The 24,253-nt window shown below is 69.0% G+C and carries 21 protein-coding genes and 3 pseudogenes; 5 read left to right on the forward strand and 19 right to left on the reverse strand.

The window, feature by feature from the left end; all coding sequences use genetic code 11:
- Positions 1–6: 6 nt before the first annotated feature.
- The 3 genes from alaS to ACIPEK_RS28675 are packed head-to-tail and all read right to left on the reverse strand — an operon-like array spanning position 7 to position 3,483.
- Complete coding sequence (alaS, locus tag ACIPEK_RS28665; RefSeq protein ID WP_402001685.1) at positions 7–2,676, reverse strand: alanine--tRNA ligase; 2,670 nt, start codon at positions 2,674–2,676, stop codon at positions 7–9.
- The gene (locus ACIPEK_RS28670) at positions 2,676–3,038 is read right to left on the reverse strand and encodes a DUF6167 family protein (protein ID WP_266363141.1); all 363 of its coding nucleotides are present in this window, start codon (positions 3,036–3,038) and stop codon (positions 2,676–2,678) included. Before ACIPEK_RS28670 ends, alaS begins: the two co-directional genes overlap by 1 nt.
- A 7-nt stretch (positions 3,039–3,045) precedes the next feature.
- Entirely contained in the window at positions 3,046–3,483 is a 438-nt protein-coding gene (locus ACIPEK_RS28675) for a DUF948 domain-containing protein (RefSeq protein WP_383077936.1), read from the reverse strand.
- 206 nt (positions 3,484–3,689) lie between these two features.
- Between ACIPEK_RS28675 and ACIPEK_RS28680 the strand changes: the two are divergent.
- Positions 3,690–4,053: pseudogene (locus ACIPEK_RS28680) on the forward strand (regulator); the annotation flags it as partial.
- A 17-nt stretch (positions 4,054–4,070) separates the two neighbouring features.
- On the opposite strand, the gene rpsD reads toward ACIPEK_RS28680, so the two are convergent.
- Positions 4,071–4,685 carry a 30S ribosomal protein S4 gene (gene rpsD, locus ACIPEK_RS28685; RefSeq protein ID WP_030918857.1) on the reverse strand — a complete coding sequence of 205 codons (615 nt, stop codon included), beginning with the start codon at positions 4,683–4,685 and terminating at the stop codon, positions 4,071–4,073.
- Between the two features lie 188 nt (positions 4,686–4,873).
- Between rpsD and ACIPEK_RS28690 the strand changes: the two are divergent.
- Positions 4,874–5,573 (forward strand): annotated as a pseudogene (locus ACIPEK_RS28690) (DUF2470 domain-containing protein).
- A gap of 28 nt (positions 5,574–5,601) precedes the next feature.
- Here the strand turns inward: ACIPEK_RS28690 and ACIPEK_RS28695 are convergent.
- Entirely contained in the window at positions 5,602–6,960 is a 1,359-nt protein-coding gene (locus tag ACIPEK_RS28695; protein ID WP_402001690.1) for a replication-associated recombination protein A, read from the reverse strand.
- A gap of 69 nt (positions 6,961–7,029) precedes the next feature.
- Positions 7,030–7,665 (reverse strand): vitamin K epoxide reductase family protein, encoded by a 636-nt coding sequence (locus ACIPEK_RS28700; protein WP_402001693.1) that lies wholly within the window; start codon positions 7,663–7,665, stop codon positions 7,030–7,032.
- Positions 7,666–7,813: 148 nt separating this feature from the next.
- Between ACIPEK_RS28700 and ACIPEK_RS28705 the strand changes: the two are divergent.
- A pseudogene (locus ACIPEK_RS28705) lies at positions 7,814–8,188 on the forward strand (ATP-binding cassette domain-containing protein); the annotation flags it as partial.
- 158 nt (positions 8,189–8,346) lie between these two features.
- Here ACIPEK_RS28705 and hisS read toward each other — a convergent pair.
- Together hisS and ACIPEK_RS28715 are read right to left on the reverse strand one after the other, a co-directional pair.
- Positions 8,347–9,609: a histidine--tRNA ligase gene (gene hisS / locus ACIPEK_RS28710; protein WP_402001696.1), complete on the reverse strand. Its 1,263-nt coding sequence runs from the start codon at positions 9,607–9,609 to the stop codon at positions 8,347–8,349.
- Positions 9,610–9,622: 13 nt separating this feature from the next.
- Positions 9,623–10,309, reverse strand: coding sequence for an MBL fold metallo-hydrolase (locus ACIPEK_RS28715; protein ID WP_327276272.1), 687 nt, complete (start codon positions 10,307–10,309; stop codon positions 9,623–9,625).
- 150 nt (positions 10,310–10,459) lie between these two features.
- Between ACIPEK_RS28715 and ACIPEK_RS28720 the strand changes: the two genes are divergently transcribed.
- Together ACIPEK_RS28720 and ACIPEK_RS28725 are read left to right on the forward strand one after the other, a co-directional pair.
- Positions 10,460–11,248: a peptidylprolyl isomerase gene (locus ACIPEK_RS28720; protein ID WP_402001700.1), complete on the forward strand. Its 789-nt coding sequence runs from the start codon at positions 10,460–10,462 to the stop codon at positions 11,246–11,248.
- Positions 11,249–11,451: 203 nt separating this feature from the next.
- Positions 11,452–12,681, forward strand: coding sequence for a DUF349 domain-containing protein (locus ACIPEK_RS28725; protein ID WP_402001703.1), 1,230 nt, complete (start codon positions 11,452–11,454; stop codon positions 12,679–12,681).
- 96 nt (positions 12,682–12,777) lie between these two features.
- Here ACIPEK_RS28725 and ACIPEK_RS28730 read toward each other — a convergent pair whose 3' ends face one another.
- From ACIPEK_RS28730 to pdxT, 11 genes are all read right to left on the reverse strand, one after another.
- The gene (locus tag ACIPEK_RS28730; protein ID WP_402001706.1) at positions 12,778–15,348 is read right to left on the reverse strand and encodes a RelA/SpoT family protein; all 2,571 of its coding nucleotides are present in this window, start codon (positions 15,346–15,348) and stop codon (positions 12,778–12,780) included.
- A gap of 327 nt (positions 15,349–15,675) precedes the next feature.
- On the reverse strand, positions 15,676–16,092 hold the full coding sequence (locus ACIPEK_RS28735; protein ID WP_402001709.1) for a hypothetical protein: 417 nt from the start codon (positions 16,090–16,092) through the stop codon (positions 15,676–15,678).
- Positions 16,093–16,194: 102 nt separating this feature from the next.
- The gene (locus tag ACIPEK_RS28740; protein ID WP_383073854.1) at positions 16,195–16,749 is read right to left on the reverse strand and encodes an adenine phosphoribosyltransferase; all 555 of its coding nucleotides are present in this window, start codon (positions 16,747–16,749) and stop codon (positions 16,195–16,197) included.
- Positions 16,746–17,849 (reverse strand): protein translocase subunit SecF, encoded by a 1,104-nt coding sequence (gene secF, locus ACIPEK_RS28745; RefSeq protein ID WP_402001712.1) that lies wholly within the window; start codon positions 17,847–17,849, stop codon positions 16,746–16,748. The genes ACIPEK_RS28740 and secF overlap by 4 nt, the downstream gene beginning before the upstream one ends.
- Before the next feature lies 1 nt (position 17,850).
- Positions 17,851–19,578 (reverse strand): protein translocase subunit SecD, encoded by a 1,728-nt coding sequence (gene secD, locus ACIPEK_RS28750; protein WP_402001715.1) that lies wholly within the window; start codon positions 19,576–19,578, stop codon positions 17,851–17,853.
- Positions 19,579–19,724: 146 nt separating this feature from the next.
- Positions 19,725–20,210, reverse strand: coding sequence for a preprotein translocase subunit YajC (yajC, locus tag ACIPEK_RS28755; protein WP_402001718.1), 486 nt, complete (start codon positions 20,208–20,210; stop codon positions 19,725–19,727).
- A gap of 164 nt (positions 20,211–20,374) precedes the next feature.
- Positions 20,375–21,436: a Holliday junction branch migration DNA helicase RuvB gene (gene ruvB / locus ACIPEK_RS28760; RefSeq protein WP_402001721.1), complete on the reverse strand. Its 1,062-nt coding sequence runs from the start codon at positions 21,434–21,436 to the stop codon at positions 20,375–20,377.
- 83 nt (positions 21,437–21,519) lie between these two features.
- Positions 21,520–22,146 carry a Holliday junction branch migration protein RuvA gene (gene ruvA, locus ACIPEK_RS28765; protein WP_402001724.1) on the reverse strand — a complete coding sequence of 209 codons (627 nt, stop codon included), beginning with the start codon at positions 22,144–22,146 and terminating at the stop codon, positions 21,520–21,522.
- Positions 22,143–22,718: a crossover junction endodeoxyribonuclease RuvC gene (gene ruvC, locus ACIPEK_RS28770; protein WP_402001727.1), complete on the reverse strand. Its 576-nt coding sequence runs from the start codon at positions 22,716–22,718 to the stop codon at positions 22,143–22,145. The genes ruvA and ruvC overlap by 4 nt, the downstream gene beginning before the upstream one ends.
- Before the next feature lie 124 nt (positions 22,719–22,842).
- Positions 22,843–23,595: a YebC/PmpR family DNA-binding transcriptional regulator gene (locus ACIPEK_RS28775; protein ID WP_383073841.1), complete on the reverse strand. Its 753-nt coding sequence runs from the start codon at positions 23,593–23,595 to the stop codon at positions 22,843–22,845.
- Between the two features lie 61 nt (positions 23,596–23,656).
- A complete protein-coding gene (gene pdxT, locus ACIPEK_RS28780; protein ID WP_383073839.1) occupies positions 23,657–24,250 on the reverse strand; it encodes a pyridoxal 5'-phosphate synthase glutaminase subunit PdxT in 594 nt (197 codons plus the stop codon).
- Positions 24,251–24,253 lie beyond the last annotated feature (3 nt).

Raw genomic sequence — 24,253 nt, forward strand, 5'->3', positions numbered from 1 at the left:
CCGCCGTCACGCCGTCTCGGTGACGAGGCGTTCGACAGCGGCCACGGCGGCGCCGATGGCCTCGGGGTCCTGGCCGCCGCCCTGGGCGACGTCCGGCTTGCCGCCGCCACCGCCGCCGAGGGTCTTGGCGGCCGTACGGACCAGGTCACCGGCCTTGAGTCCGCGCTCACGGGCGGCCTCGTTGGTGGCGATCACGGTCAGGGGACGGCCGTTGGCGGTGGTGAACAGGGCCACGACGGCCGGGCGGCCGCCCTGGATACGTCCGCGCACGTCGAGGACGAGCTTGCGCAGATCGTCGGCCGAGGTGCCGTCGGGGACCTGACCGGTGACCAGGGCGACGCCCCGTACGTCCTTGGCGGAATCGGCCAGCCCGGCGGCGGCCTGGAGGACCTTCTCCGCGCGGAACTTCTCGATCTCCTTCTCGGCGTCCTTCAGCTTGCCGAGCATTCCGGCGATCTTTTCCGGGAGCTCCTCGGGACGGCCCTTGACCAGCTCCTGGAGCTGGGAGACGACCGTGTGCTCCCTGGCGAGGAAGTTGTACGCGTCGACACCGACGAGGGCCTCGATACGGCGCACACCGGAACCGATGGACGATTCACCGAGCAGCTTCACCAGACCCAGCTGGGCGGTGTTGTGGACGTGCGTACCGCCGCAGAGCTCCTTGGAGAAGTCGCCGATGGTGACGACCCGGACCCGCTCGCCGTACTTCTCACCGAACTCGGCGATGGCGCCCTGCTTCTTGGCCTCGTCGATCGACATGACCTCGGCCTGGACGTCGAGTTCGCGGGAGAGGACCTCGTTGATCTTCTGCTCGACGTCGGTGAGGACCGTGCCGGGTACGGCGGCGGGCGAGCCGAAGTCGAAACGGAAGCGGCCCGGCGAGTTCTCCGAACCGGCCTGGGCGGCCGTCGGGCCCAGTGCGTCGCGCAGCGCCTGGTGCGTGAGGTGCGTGGCACTGTGGGCACGGGCGATGGCGCGGCGGCGGGTGTTGTCGATGGCGGCGTAGGCACAGGCGCCGACGGTCACCTCGCCGACCTGCACCGAGCCCTTGTGGACGGAGACGCCGGGGACGGGCTGCTGGACGTCACGCACCTGGATGACGGCGCCGCTGTCGAGCCGGATCCGGCCCTGGTCGGCGAGCTGGCCGCCGCCCTCGGCGTAGAACGGGGTGCGGTCCAGGACGACTTCGACCTCGTCGCCCTCGGAGGCGGCGGGCGAGGGCACACCGTCGACGAGCAGGCCGACCACGGTCGACTCGCCCTCGGTGGCGGTGTAGCCGGTGAACTCGGTGATGCCGGAGTTGTCGGCGACCGCACGGTAGGCGGACAGGTCGGCGTGGCCGGTCTTCTTGGCCTTGGCGTCGGCCTTGGCGCGCTCCCGCTGCTCCCTCATCAGGCGGCGGAAGCCGTCCTCGTCCACCGAGAGCCCCTGTTCGGCGGCCATCTCCAGGGTGAGGTCGATCGGGAAGCCCCAGGTGTCGTGGAGCAGGAACGCCTTGTCGCCGGCGAGGACCTTGCCGCCGGCGGCCTTGGTCTCGGTGACGGCGGTGTCGAGGATGTTGGTGCCGCCCTTGAGGGCCTTGAGGAAGGCGGCCTCTTCGGCGAGGGCGACGGTCTCGATGCGCTTGCGGTCGGTGATCAGCTCCGGGTACTGCTGCCCCATCGTGTCGATCACGACGTCGACCAGGTCCTTGACGACGGGTCCGGTCGCACCCATCAGGCGCATGTTGCGGATGGCGCGACGCATGATGCGGCGCAGCACATAGCCGCGGCCCTCGTTGCCGGGGGTGACGCCGTCACCGACGAGCATCACGGAGGTACGGATGTGGTCGGCGACCACGCGGAGCGAGACGTCCGAACCGTGGTCGGCGCCGTACTGGACACCGGTCAGCTCGGTGGCCTTGTCCATGACGACGCGCAGCGTGTCGGTCTCGTACATGTTCTGCACGCCCTGCAGGATCATGGCGAGGCGTTCCAGGCCCAGACCCGTGTCGATGTTCTTCGACGGCAGGTCACCGAGGATCGGGAAGTCCTCCTTGCCGTCACCGGCGCCCCGCTCGTACTGCATGAAGACCAGGTTCCAGATCTCCACGTAGCGCTCGTCGTTGACGGCCGGGCCACCCTCGACACCGAACTCGGGGCCGCGGTCGTAATTGATCTCGGAGCAGGGGCCGCAGGGTCCGGGGACACCCATGGACCAGAAGTTGTCCTTCTTGCCCAGGCGCTGGATGCGCTCGGCCGGTACCCCGATCTTGTCGCGCCAGATGGCCTCGGCCTCGTCATCGTCCAGATAGACCGTGATCCACAGCCGCTCGGGATCGAGACCGAAGCCGCCGTCCGCCGCGGAGCTCGTCAGAGCCTCCCAGGCGTAGCTGATGGCGCCTTCCTTGAAGTAGTCACCGAAGGAGAAGTTGCCGCACATCTGGAAGAACGTGCCGTGCCGGGTGGTCTTGCCGACCTCTTCGATGTCCGGCGTACGGACACACTTCTGCACGCTGGTGACGCGCGGGGCGGGCGGCTTGACCTCGCCGAGGAAGTACGGCTTGAAGGGGACCATGCCCGCGGGGACCAGGAGCAGAGTCGGGTCGTCCGCGATGAGCGACGCCGAAGGGACGACGGTGTGACCGCGCTCCTCGAAGAAGCTCAGCCAGCGGCGACGAATTTCAGCCGACTCCATCAGTGGTCCTCATTCCGGTTGTACGAGTTGTAGGGGAGCTTGCGGTAGTTGGTGGCTTCGAGGGACCTGTCCGGTCCGACGGGCTCGGCCGCCTCGACGGCGAAATGACGCCGTACGGGGAGGTCGGGGTCGACCGGTGCCTCCAGGCCCAGCGCCTCGCCCAGTTCGGCCTCGCGTCGAGCCATGGACTCACGGACGTCCAGAGCGAAGTCCTTGAGCTTGTGGCCGGTCTCGATCGCCTTGTCCGCGGCCTGCGCCGCGAGACTCTCGGGGGTCAGCTGCTTGAGCTTCCGGTTGACCTTGGCAGTGGCCCAGACACCGGCGGCGGCACCGGCGGTGAACCAGAACGTACGGCGGAACATCGCTGCGTCAGTCCTTCGATCCGCGGGAGTTTCTGCCGCTGCGCTTCCTGCCGCGCGCGGCAGGCACGGTGCGGCCGACGATCACCGTACGACGGGCAGGTTCCGGTTCCGGATTGGTCTTGCGGCCGATGGCCTGCCGTACCCCGTAACCGAACGCGGCGACCTTGACGAGCGGACCGCCGAAGGCCGAGGCGACAGTGGTGGAGAGCGCCGAGGCGTTCGAGGTGACTTCCTGGACGTCCGTGGCGATCGCGTCGACCTTGTCGAGCTGGGTCTGCGCGGAGCGCACGGTGGCGGAGGCGTCGGCAAGCAGCGGGACCGCCTGCTCGGTCACATCCGCCACGAGCTTGGTGGTCGCCCTGAGCGTCTGGGCCAGCCTCACCAGCACGACGGCGAGGAACGAAACCAGGATCGCCCAGAAGACGGCCACCAGAATCCCGGCCACCTCTCCACCGGACACAGTGCACCGCTCTCTAGCTTGTCGCTGTCTCTGTACTGTCTCTGTCTGCCAGGTCCGGCGACCGCTGCCGCAACAGCCGATCGTCGTCTCCCGAGCCTATCGCGCCGGTGGTCGCGCCCTGTACCGCATTACCGGCGGCAAGGACCGCAGTTGCCACAAGGAGATTGCACGGAGAGCTTCCGTGCCAGCACTCTGCGCGTTTCATGCAACTGGTCACGGCGGTCGAGGGGGATGCAGCGGAGGCGGCGGCGCCACAGGGGGCCGCCGACCGGATCTGGCCGTCGGTGGGGCTGCCGCTGTTCGGTTCGGCGTACTACGGGCAGCCGCGTGCCCGGTGCGAGGAGCCGCGAGCTGGGCGACGACCCCTATGAATCGGGCCTGCGTGCGGGTGGCCGGCTGGATCTGGACGCAGCGGTGGCCAGGGCGCCGGCGAGCGGGCCTGCGGACCGGCAGAGGATGCCGGGGCGGCTGCCCGGGCCCCTGCCGGGCCCCGGGAAAATGCGGAGGCCCGCCGCCTCCCGTACAGGGGGAAGGGGCGGGCCTGAGCGCTGGTGAGAGCGGCTACGCCTGGATCAGCGGGCGTAGTACTCGACGACGAGCTGCTCGTCGCAGATCACCGGGATTTCCTTGCGGTTCGGGTCCCGGTCAAGGCGGAAGGCCAGGGCCTTCAGGTTCACCTGCAGGTAGCGCGGGGTCTCGCCGTCGGGGGCGTAACCACCCTCGCGGGCAACCTGGAAGGGGTGCTTGTCGCGGCTGCGCTCGCGGACCATCACGATGTTGTCGGGACGGACACGGAAGGACGGCTTGTCGACCTTGCGGCCGTCGACCTCGATGTGACCGTGCACGACCATCTGGCGGGCCTGGTAGATGGTGCGGGCGATGCCCGAACGCAGGACCAGGGCGTCGAGGCGACGCTCGAGCTCGACGACGAGCGCCTCACCCGTCTTGCCCTCGGCCTTCTTGGCGCGGTCGTAGGCACGCGCCATCTGACGCTCGCTGATGTCGTACTGGGCGCGCAGACGCTGCTTCTCCAGCAGACGGACCTTGTAGTCCGAGTTCTGCTTGCGGCCACGGCCGTGCTCGCCCGGCGGGTAGGGGCGGGCCTCGAAGTACTTGACGGCCTTCGGCGTCAGCGCAATGCCGAGCGCGCGGCTCTTCTTGACCTTGGGACGCGACTGGTTAGGCACGTTCTCCAGACCTCCGTTGTAGGTTAGGTTAGGCTCACCTTACTTGAGGAGATCGCATGTCTCGCCCGGGGAACACCACACACGTCACGGACAGCACTGACAGCGTCGACACCCCTCAGGGTGCCGATACGACGGAGGACCGATCAGATCGTGGTCAGCCGCGTCCCGGCGGGCTAGAAAACACTCGGATGCCGTCAGCAGCCGAGCGCACACGAACTCTCGTACAGAGTACCTGTTCGGCAGTACTGCTCGTCCCCGGGCTGAACGCACCCGGCTCCGATCAGCTGATGCCGCTGACCAGGAATGTGGGCCCCGACGGGGATCTGTTCCTCGAACTCCCCGCTGATTCCCCGGCCGTGCGGGCCGCGACGCACGCCGAGGACGACGAGCTGACCGCTGTGCTGGAGATCACGGACGTCGCCCCGGTCTCCGTACCGCACCGCAATCCGCGGCCGCGCCTGGGTCTCGGGCTGGGTCACCACCGTACCCGGCATGTCGGGGCCCGGCCGGATGACGCTCCGGCTGGAGACGGGCGAGGCGTACGTCGACGATCTGTGGGGCGCCGAGGAGATCGAACCCGACGGATTCCGGGACGCGTCCCCCGATCCGCTCGTCGGACACGAGGCGGAGCTGCTGCAGCATCTGCACGCGGCGCACGGCGAACAGCTCGACACGCTGTGCGGGCTGCTCGGTGAGCGTGCGGCCCGTCGCTGCGCGGCTCACCGGCCCTCCGTCGTACCGCTCGCGCTGGACCGGTACGGGCTGCGTGTGCGCTTCTGCGAGGACGGGGGGTGCTTCGACGCACGCTTCGAATTCCCCGAGCCGGTGCGGGACCTCGGCGAGCTGCGTCACGCCATGCACACGCTCTTCGAGGCGGCGGCGCACTGAACGGGGGAACGGCCCCTGCGTGTCCTCCTCAGTCGGCGGACGGGCCGAAGAGCCGCTCGCGGACCCGCTCCACCACATCCGCGTAGCGCGCTTCCGCGCCGTAGCGCGTGGGCTGGTAGTAGTGCTTGTCGCGCACTGCGTCCGGGGCGTACTGCTGAGCGGCGATACCGCCGGGGACATCGTGCGGATATACGTAGCCCTTGGCGTGGCCCAGCTTGGCGGCGCCCTTGTAGTGGCCGTCGCGCAGATGGGCCGGAACTGGGCCCGCGAGCCCCTTCCGTACGTCCTCCTGGGCGGCGAAGATCGCCAGTGTCGCCGCATTGGACTTGGGGGCGAGGGCCAGGGCGATCGTGGCATGGCTCAGGGTGAGCGCTGCCTCGGGGAAACCGATCATGGCGACCGCCTGGGCGGCCGCGACAGCGGTGGGCAGTGCCGTGGGGTCGGCGAGACCGATGTCCTCGCTGGCCGAGATCATCAGCCGCCGGGCGATGAACCGCGGGTCCTCCCCCGCCTCGATCATCCGGGCCAGATAGTGCAGCGCGGCATCCACATCGGAGCCGCGGATCGACTTGATGAGCGCACTCGCCACGTCGTAGTGCTGGTCGCCGTCCCGGTCGTACGTGACGGCGGCACGGTCGACGGTCTCCTCCAGGGTCAGGAGGGTGATCTCCTTCTCCTGTTTGGCCAGCGCCGCACCGGCCGCGGCCTCCAGCGCCGTGAGCGCCCGGCGGGCGTCGCCGCCCGCGATGCGCAGCAGATGCGCCTCGGCGTCGCTCGGCAGCGCCACCGCGCCGCCGAGTCCGCGCCCGTCGGTCAGGGCACGCTGCAGCAGGCCGCGCAGATCGTCGTCGGTGAGTGATTCGAGGGTGAGCAGCAGCGAGCGCGACAGCAGGGGCGAGATGATCGAGAAGTATGGATTCTCGGTGGTCGCCGCGATCAGTGTCACCCAGCGGTTCTCCACCGCCGGGAGCAGCGAGTCCTGCTGTGCCTTGGAGAAGCGGTGGATCTCGTCGAGGAAGAGGACGGTCTCCTTGCCGTAGCCTCCGGTGGCGCGGCGGGCGCCCTCGATGACGGCCCGCACTTCCTTGACGCCCGCGGTGATCGCGGAGAGCTCGACGAAGCGCTTGTTGGTGGCCTTGCTGACCACGTACGCCAGAGTCGTCTTCCCGATGCCGGGCGGGCCCCAGAGGATCACCGACGACGGGCCTGCGGGCCCGCCGTTCCCCTCGCCGACGAGGCGGCGCAGCGGCGAGCCCGGCTTGAGCAGATGCTGCTGGCCGACGACCTCGTCGAGGGTGCGGGGACGCATCCGGACAGCCAGTGGGCTGCTGGACGGGTCCTTCTCCTGGCGGTCTTCGGCGGCTGCGGTAAAGAGGTCGGGCTCCACGTTTTGAAGCCTATGTCACGGCACTGACATCCCTGCCGGGCCGGTCGCCCGGCAGGAGCGACAGGCCGGTCAGCTGGTCCAGAAGTCCCACCAGCGGGTCAGGATCAGCATGCCGATGATGCCGACCCACAGGACCGACGGCACCCAGTGGAACTCCGTCAGTCCGTTGCGCAGCCAGTTCGGCGCGGGCAGGATCCGGTGCTTGATGTTGTGCGTGGTGACGTAGCAGAACATGACGATCGTGGCGACCCAGGCCAGGCAGCACCACAGGCAGAGGGAGTTGATGTTGTAGAGCGACTGGTACTGGAGCCAGGTGCAGAAACCGACGCCGAACAGCGTGCCGGCGTTCATCCCGAGCCAGTACCAGCTGCGGAAGCGGGCGCCCGCGAGGAGCGCCAGGCCGATGCCGATGATCACGGAGTAGGTGACCAGACCGAGCATCGGGTTCGGGAAGCCGAAGGCGGCCGCCTGCTCGCTCTTCATGATGTTGCCGCACGCGACAACCGGGTTGAGGCTGCAGCCCGGTGTGAAGTTGGGGTCCTCCAGCAACTTGAACTTGTCGATGGTGATGACCCAGGCGGCAAGGAGTCCGGCGGCGCCCGTGATCACCAGCAGCAGTGCGAACGCCCGACTGCCGCCGATGGTCCTCTTCCCGCTGTCCTCGTCCTGGTCGGAGGAGGGATGGTCAACCGCTGCAGTCGTCATATCGCCGTTCCGTCAGTGAGTGGCCTGCTGGGCACGGTCATTGTGCCGCACCGCGCCACTGGTCTTCTGTTCGATGGACATAAAGGTGTACGCAGAGCTGCGCGCACGGCCGGTACACAACGCTCGGGTCCGCGAGACGCTCCGGACCATGACCGAACTTGTGGTGGAGGTGCGCGGCCTGCGCAAGCGCTACGGCGAAGTGACCGCGGTCGACGGCCTGGACCTGGACATCCGGCAGGGCGAGGTGTTCGGAATCCTCGGACCGAACGGGGCCGGGAAGCGTTCGACCGTGAAAATCCCGCAGGGCCATCGCAGCCGCGGCGGAGGGACCGTGTCGGTGCTCGGCGTGGACCCGGCTTCCGCCGACCGCCGTCGGCGTTCCCGGCTCGGAACCGTCTCGCAGGATGAATCCCCGCCCGCCGAGTTGACGGTGCGCGAGACGTTGACGCACTTCACCCGCTACTACCCGAGTCCGCGCGACTGCGAGCACGTCATCGCGCTGGTGGGCCTGGCGGGGTCGCGCTGATGCCGGGTGCCTGGTGCATCGGCGGCCCGGTGCTGTGCCTTCTGGCCTTCCGCTGGACGGGCCGGCGCGACCGCTGACCGGGGTGGGCCGGTGAGCCCTGCGCTTCCGGTCGCCGGACGGGCCGGAACACCGGCCCGTCCGGCGACCGGGAGCCTCTAGGCCAGGCGCCCGCGGATCGCCTCGGCCACGTCCGGCAGGGGTACCGCCGTCTGCTCGCCGGACTCCATGTCCTTGAGCTGGACGACGCCCTCGGCCAGGTCCCGCTCACCCGCGACGATCGTGAACCGCGCCCCCGACCGGTTCGCACTCTTCATCGCACCCTTGAGGCCGCGGTTTCCGTACGCGAAGTCCGCCGCCACACCCTCGCGTCGCAGCTGCGTGACGATCCCGAAGAGCACCCGCCGGGCCTCCTCGCCGAGCGGTACCGCGAAGACACTGGTGGCCGCGGGCAGTTCGAGCTCGATGCCCTCCGCCTCCAGCGCGAGCACCGTACGGTCCACGCCGAGCGCCCAGCCGACCGACGGGAGCGCCGGTCCGCCGATCATCTCGGAGAGGCCGTCGTAGCGGCCGCCGCCGCCCACCGCGGACTGCGAGCCGAGTCCGTCGTGGACGAATTCGAAGGTGGTGCGGGTGTAGTAGTCGAGGCCGCGGACCAGCTTCTCGTCGTCCTCGTACACCACACCTGCCGCGGAGAGCAGGTCGCGCACCTCCTCGTGGTACGCCTTGCAGGCGTCGCACAGATAGTCGCGCAGTACCGGGGCGCCCGTCAGCTGCTTCTGCACCTCGGGCCGCTTGTCGTCGAGGACCCGGAGGGGGTTGATCTCGATGCGGCGACGGGTCTCCTCGTCCAGGTCGAGCTCACGCAGGAAGCCCTGGAGCGCGTCCCGGTAGACGGGGCGGCACTCCTTGTCGCCCAGCGAGTTGAGCAGGATGCGGAAGTTCTGCAGACCCAGCGTGCGGTAAGCCTGGTCGGCCAGGATGATCAGCTCGGCGTCCAGCGCCGGGTCCTCGGCGCCGATCGCCTCGGCACCGACCTGCGAGAAGTGCCGGTAGCGACCCTTCTGCGGGCGCTCGTAGCGGTAGTACGAGCCGGAGTACCAGAGCTTCACGGGCAGATTGCCGAGCTTGTGGAGGTTGGCCTCCAACGCGGCGCGCAGGACGGACGCGGTGCCCTCGGGACGCAGCGCCAGCTGGGAGCCGCCCTTGGTCGTGAGGGTGTACATCTCCTTGGTCACGATGTCGGTGGACTCACCGACACCACGCGAGAAGAGGGCGACGTCCTCGAAGCCGGGGGTCTCGATGTAGCCGTAGCCGGAGTTCTTCAGGGGAGCGGCGATCGCCTCGCGCACCGCGAGGTACTTCGCGGAGTCGGGCGGGGTCAGGTCGTACGTGCCCTTGGGGGCCTTGAAGGTGCTCACGGAATTTCTCTCGTCACATTCCTCGTCGGGGCGCGTCCATACCGTGCAGATACGGATTCGAGGCGCGCTCGCGGCCGATGGTCGTCTGGGGGCCGTGGCCGGACAGCACCACGGTCGAGTCGTCGAGCGGCAGGCACACACGGGCCAGCGACTCGAGCAGCTCGGCGTGGTCGCCGCCGGGCAGGTCGGTGCGTCCGACGGAGCCGGCGAAGAGCAGGTCGCCCGAGAAGAGGACCTGCGGAACATCCGCGGCCTCGGGCAACCTGAACGTCACCGACCCCTTGGTATGGCCGGGCGCATGCGCGACACCGAACTCCAGACCGGCCAGCTTCAGCTGGGCGCCGTCACTCAGTTCCTTGACGTCGTCCGGCTCCCCCACCGTCAGCTCGCCCATGAGCGGCATCCCGATGGAGCGGCCGAGGGCCTTCTCCGGGTCGCTCATCATGTACCGGTCCTCCGGGTGGATCCAGGCAGGGACGTCGTGCGCGCCGCACACCGGTACGACCGAGGCGACATGGTCGATGTGGCCGTGGGTCAGTACGACGGCGACGGGCTTCAGCCGATGCTTCTTCAGCGCTTCCTCGACTCCGGATGCGGCCTGATGGCCGGGGTCGATGATCACGCACTCCTCGCCTGCGGCCGGGGCGACCAGGTAACAGTTGGTCCCCCAGGCCCCGGCGGGGAACCCGGCAATGAGCACGATCGTCCTTAATGGTCGTCCGACGATGGGATTGCGACTGAGAAGGTCGCGGCAGTTCAGAGCCTACCGGCGCTCCTCATTCCACAGCTAACCCATATACGGTACGGGGCAGCCCAGGCCTCATCACACGACCTACAAGGAGATCACCCGGTGGTCAGCAGCGATCAGCGGCGGCGGCAGCTCGCCAGGGAGAAGTTCGAGCGGCAGCAGCAGCGCCGGGAGGAGGCCCGCCGCAGAACGAGGCGTCTGACGGTCGTCATCGCGTCCGTGGTGGCCGTGGCGGCAATCGTCGGGGTGGGCTCGTATCTCGCCCTCGACGACGACGGCAAGAAGGACAAGAGCGACGCGGCCGCGAGCGCGAGCCCGTCGGCCTCGCCGTCGGCGAGCGAGAGCAGCGCGCCCGAGCCCGCGCTGAAGATCGACAAAAAGGCGAAGTACACGATGTCGCTCAAGACGAGCCAGGGCGACATCGCGTTCACGATGGACGCGGCGAAGACGCCGCACACCACGAACTCCTTCAAGTCGCTGGCCGACAAGGGCTTCTTCGACGGTACGAAGTGTCACCGGCTCACCACGCAGGGCATTTTCGTCCTGCAGTGCGGCGACCCCAAGGGCGACGGCACGGGCGGCCCCGGCTACACGATCCCGGACGAGAACCTGACCGCGCTGGGCAAGGCGGGCAAGGACGGCACGGTGACCTATCCGGCGGGCACGGTGGCGATGGCGAACACCGGCCAGGCGCACACCGGTGGCAGCCAGTTCTTCCTCGTGTACAAGGACAGCAAACTGCCGCCCAGCTACACCCCGTTCGGCACGATGGACGATGCGTCGCTGAAGGCGGTCAAGGACATCGGTGCGGCGGGTGTGGCCGGCGGTGCGGCCGACGGTGCGCCGAAGAAGGCCGTGGACATCTCGAAGGCCGCTGTCGACAAGTCGTGACGCGGCCGGAGCGGCCGGACCGGGCCGGCCGGTGGTGACGACGAAGGGCGGGCCGGATTATTTTCGGCCGCGCTGAGTGCGGACAGCCGGGCGGCCGGTCGCCTAGATTGGCGTTGTGCAGGGCGGGCGCTGCCCGCCCCAGGAAACTGTGGACGATGCCAGGGGGGCGAACCCTCTCGCAGGCATCAGGTGGAGGAGGCGCTGTGAGCAGCGACCCGTGGGGCCGCGTCGATGAGACGGGCACCGTGTACGTGCGTACAGCCGATGGCGAGCAGGTCGTCGGATCGTGGCAGGCGGGTTCCCCCGAGGAGGCTCTGGCCTACTTCGAGCGCAAGTACGAGGGCATTGTGGTCGAGATCGGCCTCCTCGAACGGCGGGTGAAGACCACCGACCTGTCGGCCAAGGACGCCACGACCGCCATCGAGCATCTGCGCCTGCAGGTGGACGAGCATCACGCCGTCGGTGACCTCGACGCGCTGCGCAAGCGACTCGACGCGCTGGTCGCGACGGTCGACTCGCGGCGCGAGGAGCGCAAGGCCCAGAAGGCGAAGCAGACCGACGAGGCGAAGCACGCCAAGGAGGCGCTGGTCACCGAGGCCGAGGAGCTGGCGCAGAGCGAGCAGTGGCGCTCCGCGGGCGAGCGCCTCCGTGCGCTCGTCGATACGTGGAAGGGCCTGCCGCGGCTCGACCGCAAGTCCGACGACGAGCTGTGGCACCGCTTCTCGCACGCCCGCTCGGCGTTCTCCAAGCGCCGCAAGGCCCACTTCGCCTCGCTGGACGCCCAGCGCGAGGAAGCCCGCAAGGTCAAGGAGAAGCTGGTCGTCGAGGCCGAGTCGCTCTCCGGCTCCACGGACTGGGGAGCGACGGCCGCCCGCTATCGCGACCTGATGACGGAGTGGAAGGCGGCGGGCCGCGCCCAGCGCGAGGCCGAGGACGATCTGTGGAACCGCTTCCGCGGTGCTCAGGACGTCTTCTTCGCCGCCCGCGGCGAGGTCTTCGCCGAGCGGGACGCGGAGCAGGGCGAGAACCTCAAGCTCAAGGAGGAGCTCGCGGTCGAGGCCGAGAAGCTGGTGCCGGTGCAGGACCTGAAGGCGGCCAGGGCCGCGTTCCGGGCCATCAACGAGCGCTGGGAGGCCATCGGCCATGTACCGCGTGACGCCCGTCCGAAGGTCGAGGGGCGGATGCATGCGGTGGAGCGGGCGCTCCAGGAGGCCGAGGAGTCGGAGTGGCGCCGGACGAACCCGGAGGCGCGTGCGCGCGCCGCGGGTCTGACCGGTCAGCTGCAGGCGGCCGTGGACAAGCTGCGTACGCAGATCGACACGGCTCGTGCCTCGGGCAACAACGCCCGGGCCGACAAGCTGGCCAGGGAGCTCGAAGGCCGGCAGGCGCTGCTGGACCAGGCGCTGAAGGGCCTGGAGGAATTCGGCGGCTGAAGCAGCACCTGCTGCTGACCGGCTTGTGACAAGGCCCCCTGTGTCCGTCCCTCGGGACGGACACAGGGGGCCTTGTCACATGCGCGGGGTCGTCGGTCAGGGCCTGCGGGCCGAAGTGACGCGGTAGACGTCGTAGACGCCCTCCACGCCCCGTACCGCCTTCAGCACGTGTCCGAGGTGCTTCGGATCGCCCATCTCGAAGGTGAAGCGGGAGGTGGCCACCCGGTCCCGGGAGGTCTGGACGGCCGCCGACAGGATGTTGACGTGCTGGTCGGACAGGACGCGGGTGACGTCCGAGAGCAGCCGCGACCGGTCCAGGGCCTCGACCTGGATGGCGACCAGGAAGACCGAGGACTGGGTGGGCGCCCACTCGACCTCCAGGATCCGCTCCGGCTGCTGCGACAACGAGTCGACGTTGACGCAGTCGGCGCGGTGCACGGAGACGCCGCTGCCACGGGTGACGAAGCCGATGATCGGGTCGCCGGGGACCGGCGTACAACAGCGGGCCAGTTTGACCCAGACGTCCTCGACGCCCTTGACGACCACACCCGGATCGGCGTTGGAGCGGCGCTTGTGGCGGCTGCGCGAGGGCGGCGCGCTCTCCGCGAGGTCCTCGTTGGCGGCGTCCTCGCCGCCGAGCGCCTGCACCAGCTTCTGCACGACGCCCGCGGCCGCGACATGGCCCTCGCCGATCGCCGCATACAGCGACGAGATGTCGGGGTAGCGCATCTCATGGGCGAGCGTGACCAGCGAGTCGCCGGTCAGGATCCGCTGGATCGGCAGATTCTGCTTGCGCATGGCGCGCGCGATGGCGTCCTTGCCCTGCTCGATCGCCTCGTCGCGGCGCTCCTTGGAGAACCAGGCGCGGATCTTGTTGCGGGCCCGGGGCGACTTGACGAAGCCCAGCCAGTCCCGGGAGGGTCCGGCGCCGGCCGCCTTGGAGGTGAAGACCTCCACCAGATCGCCGTTGTCGAGGGTCGATTCGAGCGGTACGAGCCGCCCGTTGACCCGTGCTCCTATGGTCCGGTGGCCGACCTCCGTGTGCACGGCGTACGCGAAGTCCACCGGCGTCGCACCCGCGGGGAGCGCTATGACGTCGCCCTTGGGAGTGAAGACGAAGACCTCGTTGCGGGAGAGGTCGAAGCGCAGGGACTCCAGGAACTCGCTGGGGTCCTCCGTCTCCTTCTGCCAGTCCAGGAGCTGGCGCAGCCACGCCATGTCGTTGACGGTGTCCTGGCGCGCGCCCTTGCCCGTGCTCTTGGGTACGTCGGTACGCACCTTGGAGGCGCCCGCGACGGCCTCCTGCTTGTACTTCCAGTGCGCGGCGATGCCGTACTCGGCGCGGCGGTGCATGTCGAACGTACGGATCTGCAGCTCGACGGGCTTGCCGCTGGGGCCGATCACCGTGGTGTGCAGCGACTGGTACATGTTGAACTTGGGCATCGCGATGTAGTCCTTGAACCGGCCGGGGACCGGATTCCATCGCGCGTGGACGGTGCCGAGCGCCGCGTAGCAGTCGCGGACGGTGTCGACGAGGACCCGGATGCCCACCAGGTCGTAGATCTCGGCGAAGTCCCGGCCGCGCACGATCATCTTCTGGTAGACGCTGTAGTAGTGCTTCGGGCGCCCGGTGACGGTGGCCTTGATCCGGGCGGCGCGCAGGTCTGCCTGGACCTCGTCGGTCACTATGGCGAGGTATTCGTCGCGCTTGGGGGCCCGCTCGGCGACGAGGCGGACGATCTCGTCGTACATCTTGGGGTAGAGGATCGCGAAGGCGAGGTCCTCCAGCTCCCACTTGATGGTGTTCATGCCCAGGCGGTGTGCCAGTGGGGCATAGATCTCAAGCGTCTCGCGGGCCTTCTTCTCCTGCTTCTCCCGCTTGAGGTAGCGCATGGTGCGCATGTTGTGCAGCCGGTCTGCGAGCTTGATGACGAGGACCCTGGGGTCCTTGGCCATGGCGACGACCATCTTGCGTACGGTCTCGGCCTGTGCGGCCTCGCCGAACTTGACCTTGTCCAGCTTGGTGACACCGTCGACGAGCAGGGCGACCTGGTCGCCGAAGTCGCGGCGCAGCGTGTCGAGGCCGTACTCGGTGTCCTCGACCGTGTCGTGCAGCAGGCCGGCCATCAGCGTCGCCGGGTCCATGCCCAGCTCGGCGAGGATCGTCGTGACGGCGAGCGGGTGCGTGATGTACGGGTCGCCGCTCTTGCGCTTCTGGCCGCGGTGCCAGCGCTCGGCGACCTGGTAGGCGCGCTCGATCTGACGCAGCGTGGACGTCTCGATCTTGGGGTCGTTGCTGCGGACGGCGCGCAGCAGCGGTTCGAGGACCGGGTTGTACGGGCTGGAGCGCTGTACCCCGAGCCGTGCGAGCCTGGCCCGTACCCGGTTGGAGGAGCCGCCGGAGCGGGTCGTGGGAGCGGGCGAGGTGACCGGCTTCGCAGCGGGCTTCGCCGGGGGCTTCGGCGCGGACGCGGCCGGGGAGGCCGGCTGAGCGGGCGAGGCGGGCGCGGGCCGCAGCGCCGGGGCACCGGCCCGCTCCGGGCCCGTGCCGGGCTCGGGGGCCGGGGGCTTCGGCTTCTCCGCGGCCTGATTCTTCCCGGGCGCGACTGGGGCCGCCACCGGCTTGTCGGGCTGCGGGGCGGCGACTGGCTGGGCCTCGTCTGGCAAGAGCGCTCCTCATGCGGATCCGGACTCCCGGAAAGGCCATCGTATCGACCCTGCGGCCGGTCCTCCCCCGGGGACCGTGAGAGCCCTCACAACGCGGGACGGGTACCCGGTTGTTCCCGGGTGCCCGTCCTGTGACTGCGGCCGGGCCTGCCCGTCGTGTGCCGTGGGCCCGGACACCGGCCCGGCTCAACGAGGCAGTGGCGAGTCGGTGCTCGACCCACAGGCGCGGCTCAGACGGCGAGGGCGAAGAGGCCACACCGCCTCTCGCCCTCTCCCGTCAGTGCCACGGGTCGCTGGGCGTGGGCCTGACCGGATTCGGGGAATAGCTCAGTTCCACCGCAGGAGAGCTGCCCCCTTGACCTTCATCTCCTTGTTCGCGACAACGTTGCCCCACGGCACCGTTATCTTCCCGCTCTTCCCGCAGCCGGCTTTGTACCAGGTCTTCTTCGCCTTGGCATTGAAGCCCTTGACCTCCACACAGATACTGCCGCCCTTGAAGACCTTCCAGCCATAGACCATTTTCATGCCCTTGGCGCCGAAGTGGGCGCAGCCATCATTGAGCGTGCTCCACTTCCCCGGGATCGACCCCGCGTTCTTCCAGCCGGAGCAGACGCCCTGCGCGCCCGGGGTGGTCGGGGCGGGCGCGGCTGCCTGGCTCGCGCTCGCAGGAGCGGCGCCCGCGGTAATCGCTGCAAAGGAAAGAAGAGAAACCGCCCCCGTGGCGATCTTATGCGAAATCCTCATGAGTTAATTTGAGTCATTCCTGAGCTTCATGCCGATGCTGGTGCGCATGCACAAATCGGGTGTCCAGGAGAATCCTGGACACCCGATTTGTGCATGCGTTATTCACACGTGGATGAGTGCCTCCAGGGGAGCACCCGCCAGGCCCTGCTGCAGCCGGGCACGTCCATCCAGGAAGCCGAGCTCCATGAGGACCGCCACGCCCGCGACCTCGGCACCGGCCCGCCGGATCAGCTCCAGCGAAGCCTCGGCGGTGCCACCGGTGGCGAGGATGTCGTCGATGACCATGATCCGGTCGTCGGCGGACAGGTCCTCCGCGTGGATCTCGATCTCGGCGGTGCCGTACTCCAGCTCGTACGCCTGGCTGAGCGTGGCCCCGGGCAGCTTCCCCGCCTTGCGGACGGGTACGAAGCCGAGCCCGGCCCGGACCGCGACCGGGGCAGCCAGGATGAAGCCACGCGCCTCCAGGCCCACGATCTTCGTGGCGCCGTGCCGTACGCACAGCTCCGCGAGGGTGTCGGTGAGGGCCGCGAACGCCGTCGGGTCCGCGAGCAGCGGGGTGATGTCCTTGAACATCACGCCCGGCTTCGGATAGTCCGGCACATCGCGGATCCGGCTGAGCAGGAGCTCGCGGGTGCTCTCGGTGGCGGTGCTGGTCATCGGCGCTTCCCCGAGGTCCGGCCGTGGCCCCTGGGGGGCTGCTGGCGCTGGCCGACGACCGCGGCGGCGGGTGCGGCGTCCCGGGGGAAGTCGTCGTCCGGCTGCTCGTCCTCGGCGGACTCGCCCTTGGCGGCGGCTGCCGCGCGCTTGGCGAGGACCCGCTTCTTCAGAGCCTTCATCTGCGGGTCGCGTTCCTTGAGGTCGGCGACGAGCGGGGTGGCGATGAAGATCGAGGAGTACGCACCGGCCGCGAGGCCGACGAACAGCGACAGCGAGATGTCGTTCAGCATGCCGGCGCCGAGGACACCGCCACCGATGAACAGCAGGCCGGCGACGGGGAGCAGGGCCACGACGGTGGTGTTGATGGAACGGACCAGCGTGCCGTTGATCGAGCGGTTGGCGATCTCGCTGTACGTCCAGCGGGTCTGCTTGGTGATGTCCCCCGTGCTCTCCCTGAGGCTGTCGAAGACGACGACCGTGTCGTAGAGGGAGTAGCCGAGGATGGTCAGCAGACCGATCACGGTGCCCGGGGTGACTTCGAAGCCGACCAGGGCGTAGATGCCGACCGTGATGGTGATGTCGTGGATCAGCGCGACCAGGGCCGCGATGGCCATGCGCCACTCGAAGGCGATGGCCAGGTAGATCACCACGAGGACCATGAAGATGCCGAGGCCCGTCCAGGCCTTGTTGGCGATCTGCTCACCCCAGCTGGGGCCGACCAGGTCGGCGGCGATCTTCTCCGTCGGGACGTCGAGGTCCTCGGAGAGCTGGTGCTTGATCTGGTCGGACTTCGCGGTGTCGACCTCGGAGATCTGAATACGCAGACCACCGTTGCCGAGCTTCTGGACGATCGCCTGGTGGCCGGAGGCCTTCGTTGCGAAGTCCTCCGCCTGGGAAACGCTGACGCTCGTCTTCGGCGTGGTGAAGACCGCGCCGCCCTTGAACTCGATGCCCATGTTCAGGCCGCTGACCGCCAGGCCGACAATGGCCGTGATGGTGATCAGGATCGAGATCCCGTACCAGATCTTGCGCTTGCCGATGAAGTCGTAACCGACCTCGCCGCGGTAGAGACGGGCGCCGAGACTGCCGAGTCGCGACATCTCACGCCTCCTTCGGGTCAGTGGGGGCGTTGACACGGCGCGAGCGGCGCAGCGGCGGCTTGGCGCCGAGCCGCTTCGGGTCCAGACCGGACCACGGGTGACCGCTGGAGAAGAACTTCGTACGGGCCATCAGCGTCATGACGGGCTTGGTGAAGAGGAACACCACGACCACGTCGAGCAGGGTGGTGAGACCCAGCGTGAAGGCGAATCCCTGGACCTTGCCGACGGTGACCACGAAGAGCACCGCCGCGGCGAGGAACGACACGAAGTCGGAGACCAGGATGGTGCGCCGGGCGCGCGGCCAGGCGCGCTCGACGGCCGGGCGGAGCGTACGGCCCTCGCGGATCTCGTCGCGGATTCTTTCGAAGTACACGATGAAGGAGTCAGCGGTGATACCGATGGCCACGATGGCTCCGCAGACCGCCGGGAGGTTCAGCGCGAAGCCGATGGCCGGGCCGAGAAGCGACATGATCGTGTAGGTCAGGATGCCGGAGGCCGTGAGGCTCAGGAGCGCGATGAGCGCGAGTCCGCGGTAGTAGGCCACCAGGTAGATGACCACCAGGGCCAGACCGATGGCGCCGGCGATCAGACCCGCCTGGAGCTGCTCGCCGCCGAGTGCGGCGGTGACGGTGGTGACGCTCTGCTCCTTGAACGAGAGCGGGAGCGCACCGTAGGAGAGCACGTTGGCCAGGTCCTCGGCGGACTGCTGGGTGAAGCTGCCGGAGATCTCGGCGTTGGCGCTCAGTGCCGTGCGCACGGAGGGCGCCGAGACGACTTCACCGTCGAGCGCGATGGCGAACTGGTTCTGCGGCGACTGCTGCTGGGCGAGCTGGCCCGTGATCTTCTGGAACTTCTTGGCGCCGCCCTTGGTGAACTCCATCTGAACGATCCATTGACCGTTTGTCTGGTCGATCGCCGCCTTGGCGCTGTCCACGTCCGTGCCGGACACCTGGGCCGGGCCGAGGACGTACTTGGCGTCGCCCTCGGAGCTGCACGCGACGACCGTGTCGGTGGGCTTGGCGCCCAGTGCGGCCTTGGCGCGGGAGGCCTTGCTGGAGCAGTCGAGCTCCGCGAACTGCTTCTGCAGCTTGGCGGCGGCCGCCTGGTCCGCAGCGGATGCCGACGGCGTGGCGTCGGCCTTCGGCGTGGTGCTCGCCTTGGGGGTGGGCGAGGAATCGGCCTTGAGGGCGCCGGTGACCGCGCGGCCCTGGGTGGTGGCGCTGGCATTCGGCGTCGCCGACGCCTTCCCCTTGTCCGACGTCGAGGCGCTCGGGCTGGGCTTGCCGGACGACGAGGCGCTGGGCGTCGGCGTGGGCGTGCCCTGGGCGACGGTCAGCACCGGCCGGAAGTAGAGCTTGGCGGTGGTGCCGACCTGCTCGCGGGCCTGGGCGGAATTCGTGCCCTTGGGGATGTTGACGATGATGTTGCGATCGCCCTGTGTCTGGACCTCGGCCTCGGAGACACCCAGACCGTTGACACGGCGTTCCATGATCTGGACCGCGGTGTCCATGTTGGTCTTGTTGATCGCCGATTCCTGGCCCGGCTCGCTCTTCGCCTCAAGCGTGATGGACGTGCCGCCCGCCAGGTCGATGCCCAGTCGTGGGGTCGGCTGATCGGCCAGGAACATCCCGCCGGTGAGCGCGACCATGGCGATCAGGATCAGAGCCAGGGAACGCCCCGGCCTGCCCTGACCGCCGGCCGGCCCTCGGCTCTTCTTCGGTGCTGCCACCTTCTCGTTTCTCCCTGTCCAACCGCCCCGCGCCGGGTACGCGCCCGAGCGGCCACGAAGTGTAGTGGGGACCCGCCCCCGCAGAAGATCGCACGGTCCGGGGAGTGCCGGATGCCGGTGGGCTCGCGGCATCCCCGGGTCGTGGGTTACTTCGCGTCGGCCTCGCCGTCGGTCTTGCCCTCGGACTTCTTGTCGGACTCGGCGTCCTTCGGCTCGGCCTCGTCGGCCTCGGCCTTCTTGCCCAGGTCGATCTTGGCGTCGTCCGAGGTGTCCTCGTCGGCATCGGCCTCGGTCAGCGAGGAGGCGTCGTCCGGCACGACCGCGCCCTCGATGTCGAGGGCGTCATCGCCGTCGCCGTGGACGATGCGGTTGTACTCCGCGTCGTCCAGGACGGCGCCGATGGCGTTCTTGGCGTAGATGGCGTGGACGCCGGGCGCGATCTCAAGGAGAACGGTGTCGTCGTGAAGCTCCTTGACGGTGGCGTACATGCCCCCGATCGTCCGGACGCCGGTGCCGGGCTGCATCTCATTGCGCATCTGGGCAGCGGCCGCCTGCTTCTTCTTGGCGGACCGCGTCATCAGGAACATGGCCCCGATGAGCACGATGAAGGGGAGGAGAGTCACGGGATTCACGGGACGAGTTTCCTTCGCACGACCGCACTGGAAGGCGGCCTGATCTACGGGGGTGGGTACACCGACCTGTACGGGCGGCATCGGCGGAGTCTAAGCGAGTCCGCATCGATGGAACAACGCCCGGCGTCCCTCGGTGGTTCCTGTCCGGGTGAAGCTGTGATGCATCACGCCCCGAACAGGCCCTGTTGTCCCTTTCCGCCGTGCTGGGGAGGTACGAGGCCGAGGTGGGCCCAGGCCGCAGGTGTCGCGACACGCCCCCTCGGCGTCCTGGCCAGCAGTCCTTCCCGTACCAGGAAGGGCTCCGCGACCTCCTCGACCGTCTCGCGCTCCTCGCCCACGGCCACGGCGAGGGTGGACAGCCCGACGGGGCCGCCGCCGAAGAGCTTCAGCAGGGCGCCGAGCACCGCCCGGTCCAGCCGGTCGAGGCCGCGCGCGTCGACCTCGTACACCCCGAGGGCGACGGAGGCGACGGCGCGGTCGATCCATCCGTCGGCCTTGACCTGGGCGTAGTCCCGGACACGGCGCAGCAGTCGGTTGGCGATGCGCGGGGTGCCGCGGGAACGTCCGGCGATCTCGGCGGCGCCGTCCGCGTCTATCGCCACGTCGAGGAGGCGGGCGGAGCGGTGAATGACGCGTTCCAGCTCGGTGGGGGCGTAGAACTCCATATGGCCGGTGAAGCCGAAACGGTCGCGCAGCGGGGGCGGCAGCAGTCCGGCCCTGGTGGTGGCGCCGACCAGGGTGAAGGGCGGCAGTTCCAGCGGGATGGCGGTGGCTCCGGGGCCCTTGCCGACGATGACATCGACGCGGAAGTCCTCCATCGCCATGTAGAGCATCTCCTCGGCGGGCCGCGACATGCGGTGGATCTCGTCCAGGAAGAGAACTTCACCCTCCTGGAGTGAGGAGAGAATCGCGGCAAGATCACCCGCATGCTGGATGGCGGGGCCCGAGGTGATCCGGATCGGGGCGCCCATCTCGGCCGCGATGATCATGGAGAGGGTGGTCTTGCCGAGACCGGGGGCGCCGGAGAGCAGGACATGGTCGGCGGTGGCGCCGCGGGCCCTGGCCGCCTTGAGGACCAGGTCGAGCTGTTCGCGCACCTTCTCCTGGCCGACGAATTCGTCGAGGTCCTTCGGCCGCAGCGCCGCTTCGACCGCGGTGTCCTCGCCGTCCGCGTCGGCGTCGACGAGGCGCTCGTCGGTGTCGGGTCCGGTCTCGTCCCAGTTCATTCAGTCTGTCCCGCCTCGGGTGTTTCGGTGCCGTGCGGTGCCCGGCCCGGCGTCGGGGTCTCCCCCGGTGTGACGCGCTCCGGTCAACGCGCGCGGTTGAGGGTCTGCAGCGCGGCGCGCAGCAGCTGCGGCACGGGGGCCTGTCCGCCCTCGGCCAGGGCCGCCTCGGCCTGTGGGGCGACAGCGGTGACCGCGTCGTCGGCCTCGCGGGTGGCGTAGCCGAGACCGATCAGGGCGGCCTGCAGCTGATCGCGCCAGGAGGAGGTGACGGCGGTGCCGATGCCCTGTCGGCCGATGTGGACGCCGACGGGCTCGCCGAGTCTGTCCTTCAGTTCGAGGAGGAGTTTCTGCGCGCCCTTCTTGCCGATGCCGGAGACGGCGGTGAGCGCCTTCTCGTCGTCGGTGGCGACTGCGATCCGCAGGGTGTCCGGACTGTGGGTGGCGAGCATGGCCTGGGCGAGCCGCGGTCCGACTCCGCTGGCGGTCTGGAGCAGCTCGAAGACCTGCCGCTCGTCGTCGTCGGCGAAGCCGTAGAGGGTGAGCGAGTCCTCCCGCACGACGAGGGAGGTGGCCAGCCTGGCCTCCTCGCCGATCCGGAGGCCGGCGAGGGTGTTCGGCGTGCACTGGACGGCCATGCCGATGCCGCCGACCTCGATCACGGCCGTGGTCGGGGCGAGTGCGGCCACGGGGCCGCTGACGAAGGCGATCATCGGGGGACCTTCCGGACGGGAGCTGCGGGTGTACGGGGAACGCGTGAGGTGCGAACCGCTGCGGCGACTGCCGCGTGTGCCTGCTGGAGGCGGTTGACGGCGGGGGCGCGCCAGATGTGGCAGATGGCGAGCGCGAGGGCGTCGGCCGCGTCGGCGGGTTTCGGCGGGGCGTCGAGCCGCAGCAGACGGGTGACCATGGCTCCGACCTGCGCCTTGTCGGCACGGCCGCTGCCGGTGACGGCCGCCTTGACCTCGCTGGGGGTGTGCAGGGCGACCGGTATGCCGCGCCGGGATGCGCAGAGCATGGCGACGGCACTGGCTTGGGCGGTGCCCATCACCGTACGGACGTTGTGCTGGCTGAACACCCGCTCCACGGCGACGAATTCGGGCCGGTGCTCGTCGAGCCATTCCTCGATGCCGCGCTCGATGGCCACCAGCCGGTGGCCGAGCTCCGAATCGGCCGAGGTGCGGACGACTCCGACGCCGAGCATCGTCAGGGGCCGGCCGGCGACGCCTTCGACGACGCCGACACCGCACCGGGTCAGCCCCGGGTCGACGCCGAGTACCCGCATGGGAGGCCCCCTCCGTACCGATCGGTCAACTGTTCCCGCAGGCTATCGGCTCGCACTGACAATGCGACGGGCCGACGGGGTGTGTCCCCGTCGGCCCGTCCGTGAAGGCTGTGCTGAGCGTGGCTCAGGCGTCGACCTTCTCCATGACCTCGTCCGAGACATCGAAGTTGGCGAAGACGTTCTGCACGTCGTCGCTGTCCTCCAGCGCGTCGATCAGCTTGAAGATCTTGCGCGCGCCCTCCTCGTCCAGCTCGACCTGCATGGTGGGCAGGAAGTCGGCCTCGGCGGAGTCGTAGTCGATGCCGGCCTGCTGGAGCGCGGTACGGACCGCGACCATGTCGGTGGCCTCGCTGACGACCTCGTAGGTGTCACCGAGGTCGTTGACCTCCTCGGCGCCCGCGTCGAGCACGGCACCCAGGACGTCGTCCTCGGTCAGCCCGCCCTTGGGGACGATGACGACACCCTTGCGGTTGAAGAGGTACGAGACCGAACCGGGGTCGGCCATCGAACCGCCGTTGCGGGTCATCGCGACACGCACGTCGGATGCGGCACGGTTGCGGTTGTCGGTGAGGCACTCGATGAGCACCGCGACACCGTTCGGGCCGTAACCCTCGTACATGATCGTCTGATAGTCGACGCCGCCCGCTTCGAGACCGCCACCGCGCTTGACCGCGGAGTCGATGTTCTTGTTCGGTACGGAGCTCTTCTTCGCCTTCTGGATCGCGTCCACGAGGGTCGGGTTTCCCTCGGGGTCCACACCACCGGTGCGGGCCGCGACCTCGATGTTCTTGATCAGCTTCGCGAAGAGCTTGCCGCGCTTGGCATCAATCACGGCCTTCTTGTGCTTCGTCGTAGCCCATTTAGAGTGGCCGGACATCTGCCTTCTCCTTCGCGTCACCAAATTCGATCCGAACCCGAGAGATCCTACCGGGATCGAGTCAGCCGACTGCGCGCACCATGTCCACGAACAACGCGTGAACCCTGTGGTCCCCGGTCAGTTCCGGGTGGAACGACGTCGCCAGGGCGTTTCCCTGACGTACGGCGACGATGTGTCCACCGTGCTCCGCCACCACCTTGGCCTGCGCGCCGACCGATTCCACCCACGGGGCGCGGATGAACACGCCCTCGACGGGTCCGCCCTCGATACCGGCAACCTCGACGGCCGCCTCGAAGGACTCGTTCTGCCGCCCGAAGGCGTTGCGGCGCACGATCATGTCGATGCCGCCGATCGTCTCCTGGCCCGAGCGCGGGTCGAGGATCTTGTCGGCGAGCAGGATCATTCCGGCGCAGGTGCCGTAGACCGGCATCCCGTCCCGTACCCGCTCACGCAGCGGTTCCAGCATGCCGAACAGGGAAGCCAGCTTGGACATCGTGGTGGACTCGCCACCGGGAATGACCAGGCCGTCGACCTCGGCGAGTTCCTCGGGACGCCGGACCGGCCTGGCCAGGGCATCCGCCGAGGCCAGGGCGATCAGGTGTTCCCGTACGTCGCCCTGGAGAGCCAGGACTCCGATCACAGGGGTGTCGCTCATCAG

Origin of the sequence: Streptomyces sp. NPDC088246 (assembly GCF_044741025.1) — a bacterium.
Lineage (GTDB): Bacteria > Actinomycetota > Actinomycetes > Streptomycetales > Streptomycetaceae > Streptomyces.

Excerpts from the sequence above, each read along its gene's own strand:
- pdxT (WP_383073839.1), bottom strand. The coding sequence starts at position 24,250 with ATGAGCGACACCCCTGTGATCGGAGTCCTGGCTCTCCAGGGCGACGTA.
- ACIPEK_RS28735 (WP_402001709.1), bottom strand. The coding sequence starts at position 16,092 with ATGAGGATTTCGCATAAGATCGCCACGGGGGCGGTTTCTCTTCTTTCC.
- ACIPEK_RS28740 (WP_383073854.1), bottom strand. The coding sequence starts at position 16,749 with ATGACCAGCACCGCCACCGAGAGCACCCGCGAGCTCCTGCTCAGCCGG.
- alaS (WP_402001685.1), bottom strand. The coding sequence starts at position 2,676 with ATGGAGTCGGCTGAAATTCGTCGCCGCTGGCTGAGCTTCTTCGAGGAG.
- ACIPEK_RS28670 (WP_266363141.1), bottom strand. The coding sequence starts at position 3,038 with ATGTTCCGCCGTACGTTCTGGTTCACCGCCGGTGCCGCCGCCGGTGTC.
- ruvC (WP_402001727.1), bottom strand. The coding sequence starts at position 22,718 with ATGCGGGTACTCGGCGTCGACCCGGGGCTGACCCGGTGCGGTGTCGGC.
- ruvA (WP_402001724.1), bottom strand. The coding sequence starts at position 22,146 with ATGATCGCCTTCGTCAGCGGCCCCGTGGCCGCACTCGCCCCGACCACG.
- ruvB (WP_402001721.1), bottom strand. The coding sequence starts at position 21,436 with ATGAACTGGGACGAGACCGGACCCGACACCGACGAGCGCCTCGTCGAC.
- secF (WP_402001712.1), bottom strand. The coding sequence starts at position 17,849 with ATGTCGCGACTCGGCAGTCTCGGCGCCCGTCTCTACCGCGGCGAGGTC.
- ACIPEK_RS28700 (WP_402001693.1), bottom strand. The coding sequence starts at position 7,665 with ATGACGACTGCAGCGGTTGACCATCCCTCCTCCGACCAGGACGAGGAC.
- ACIPEK_RS28775 (WP_383073841.1), bottom strand. The coding sequence starts at position 23,595 with ATGTCCGGCCACTCTAAATGGGCTACGACGAAGCACAAGAAGGCCGTG.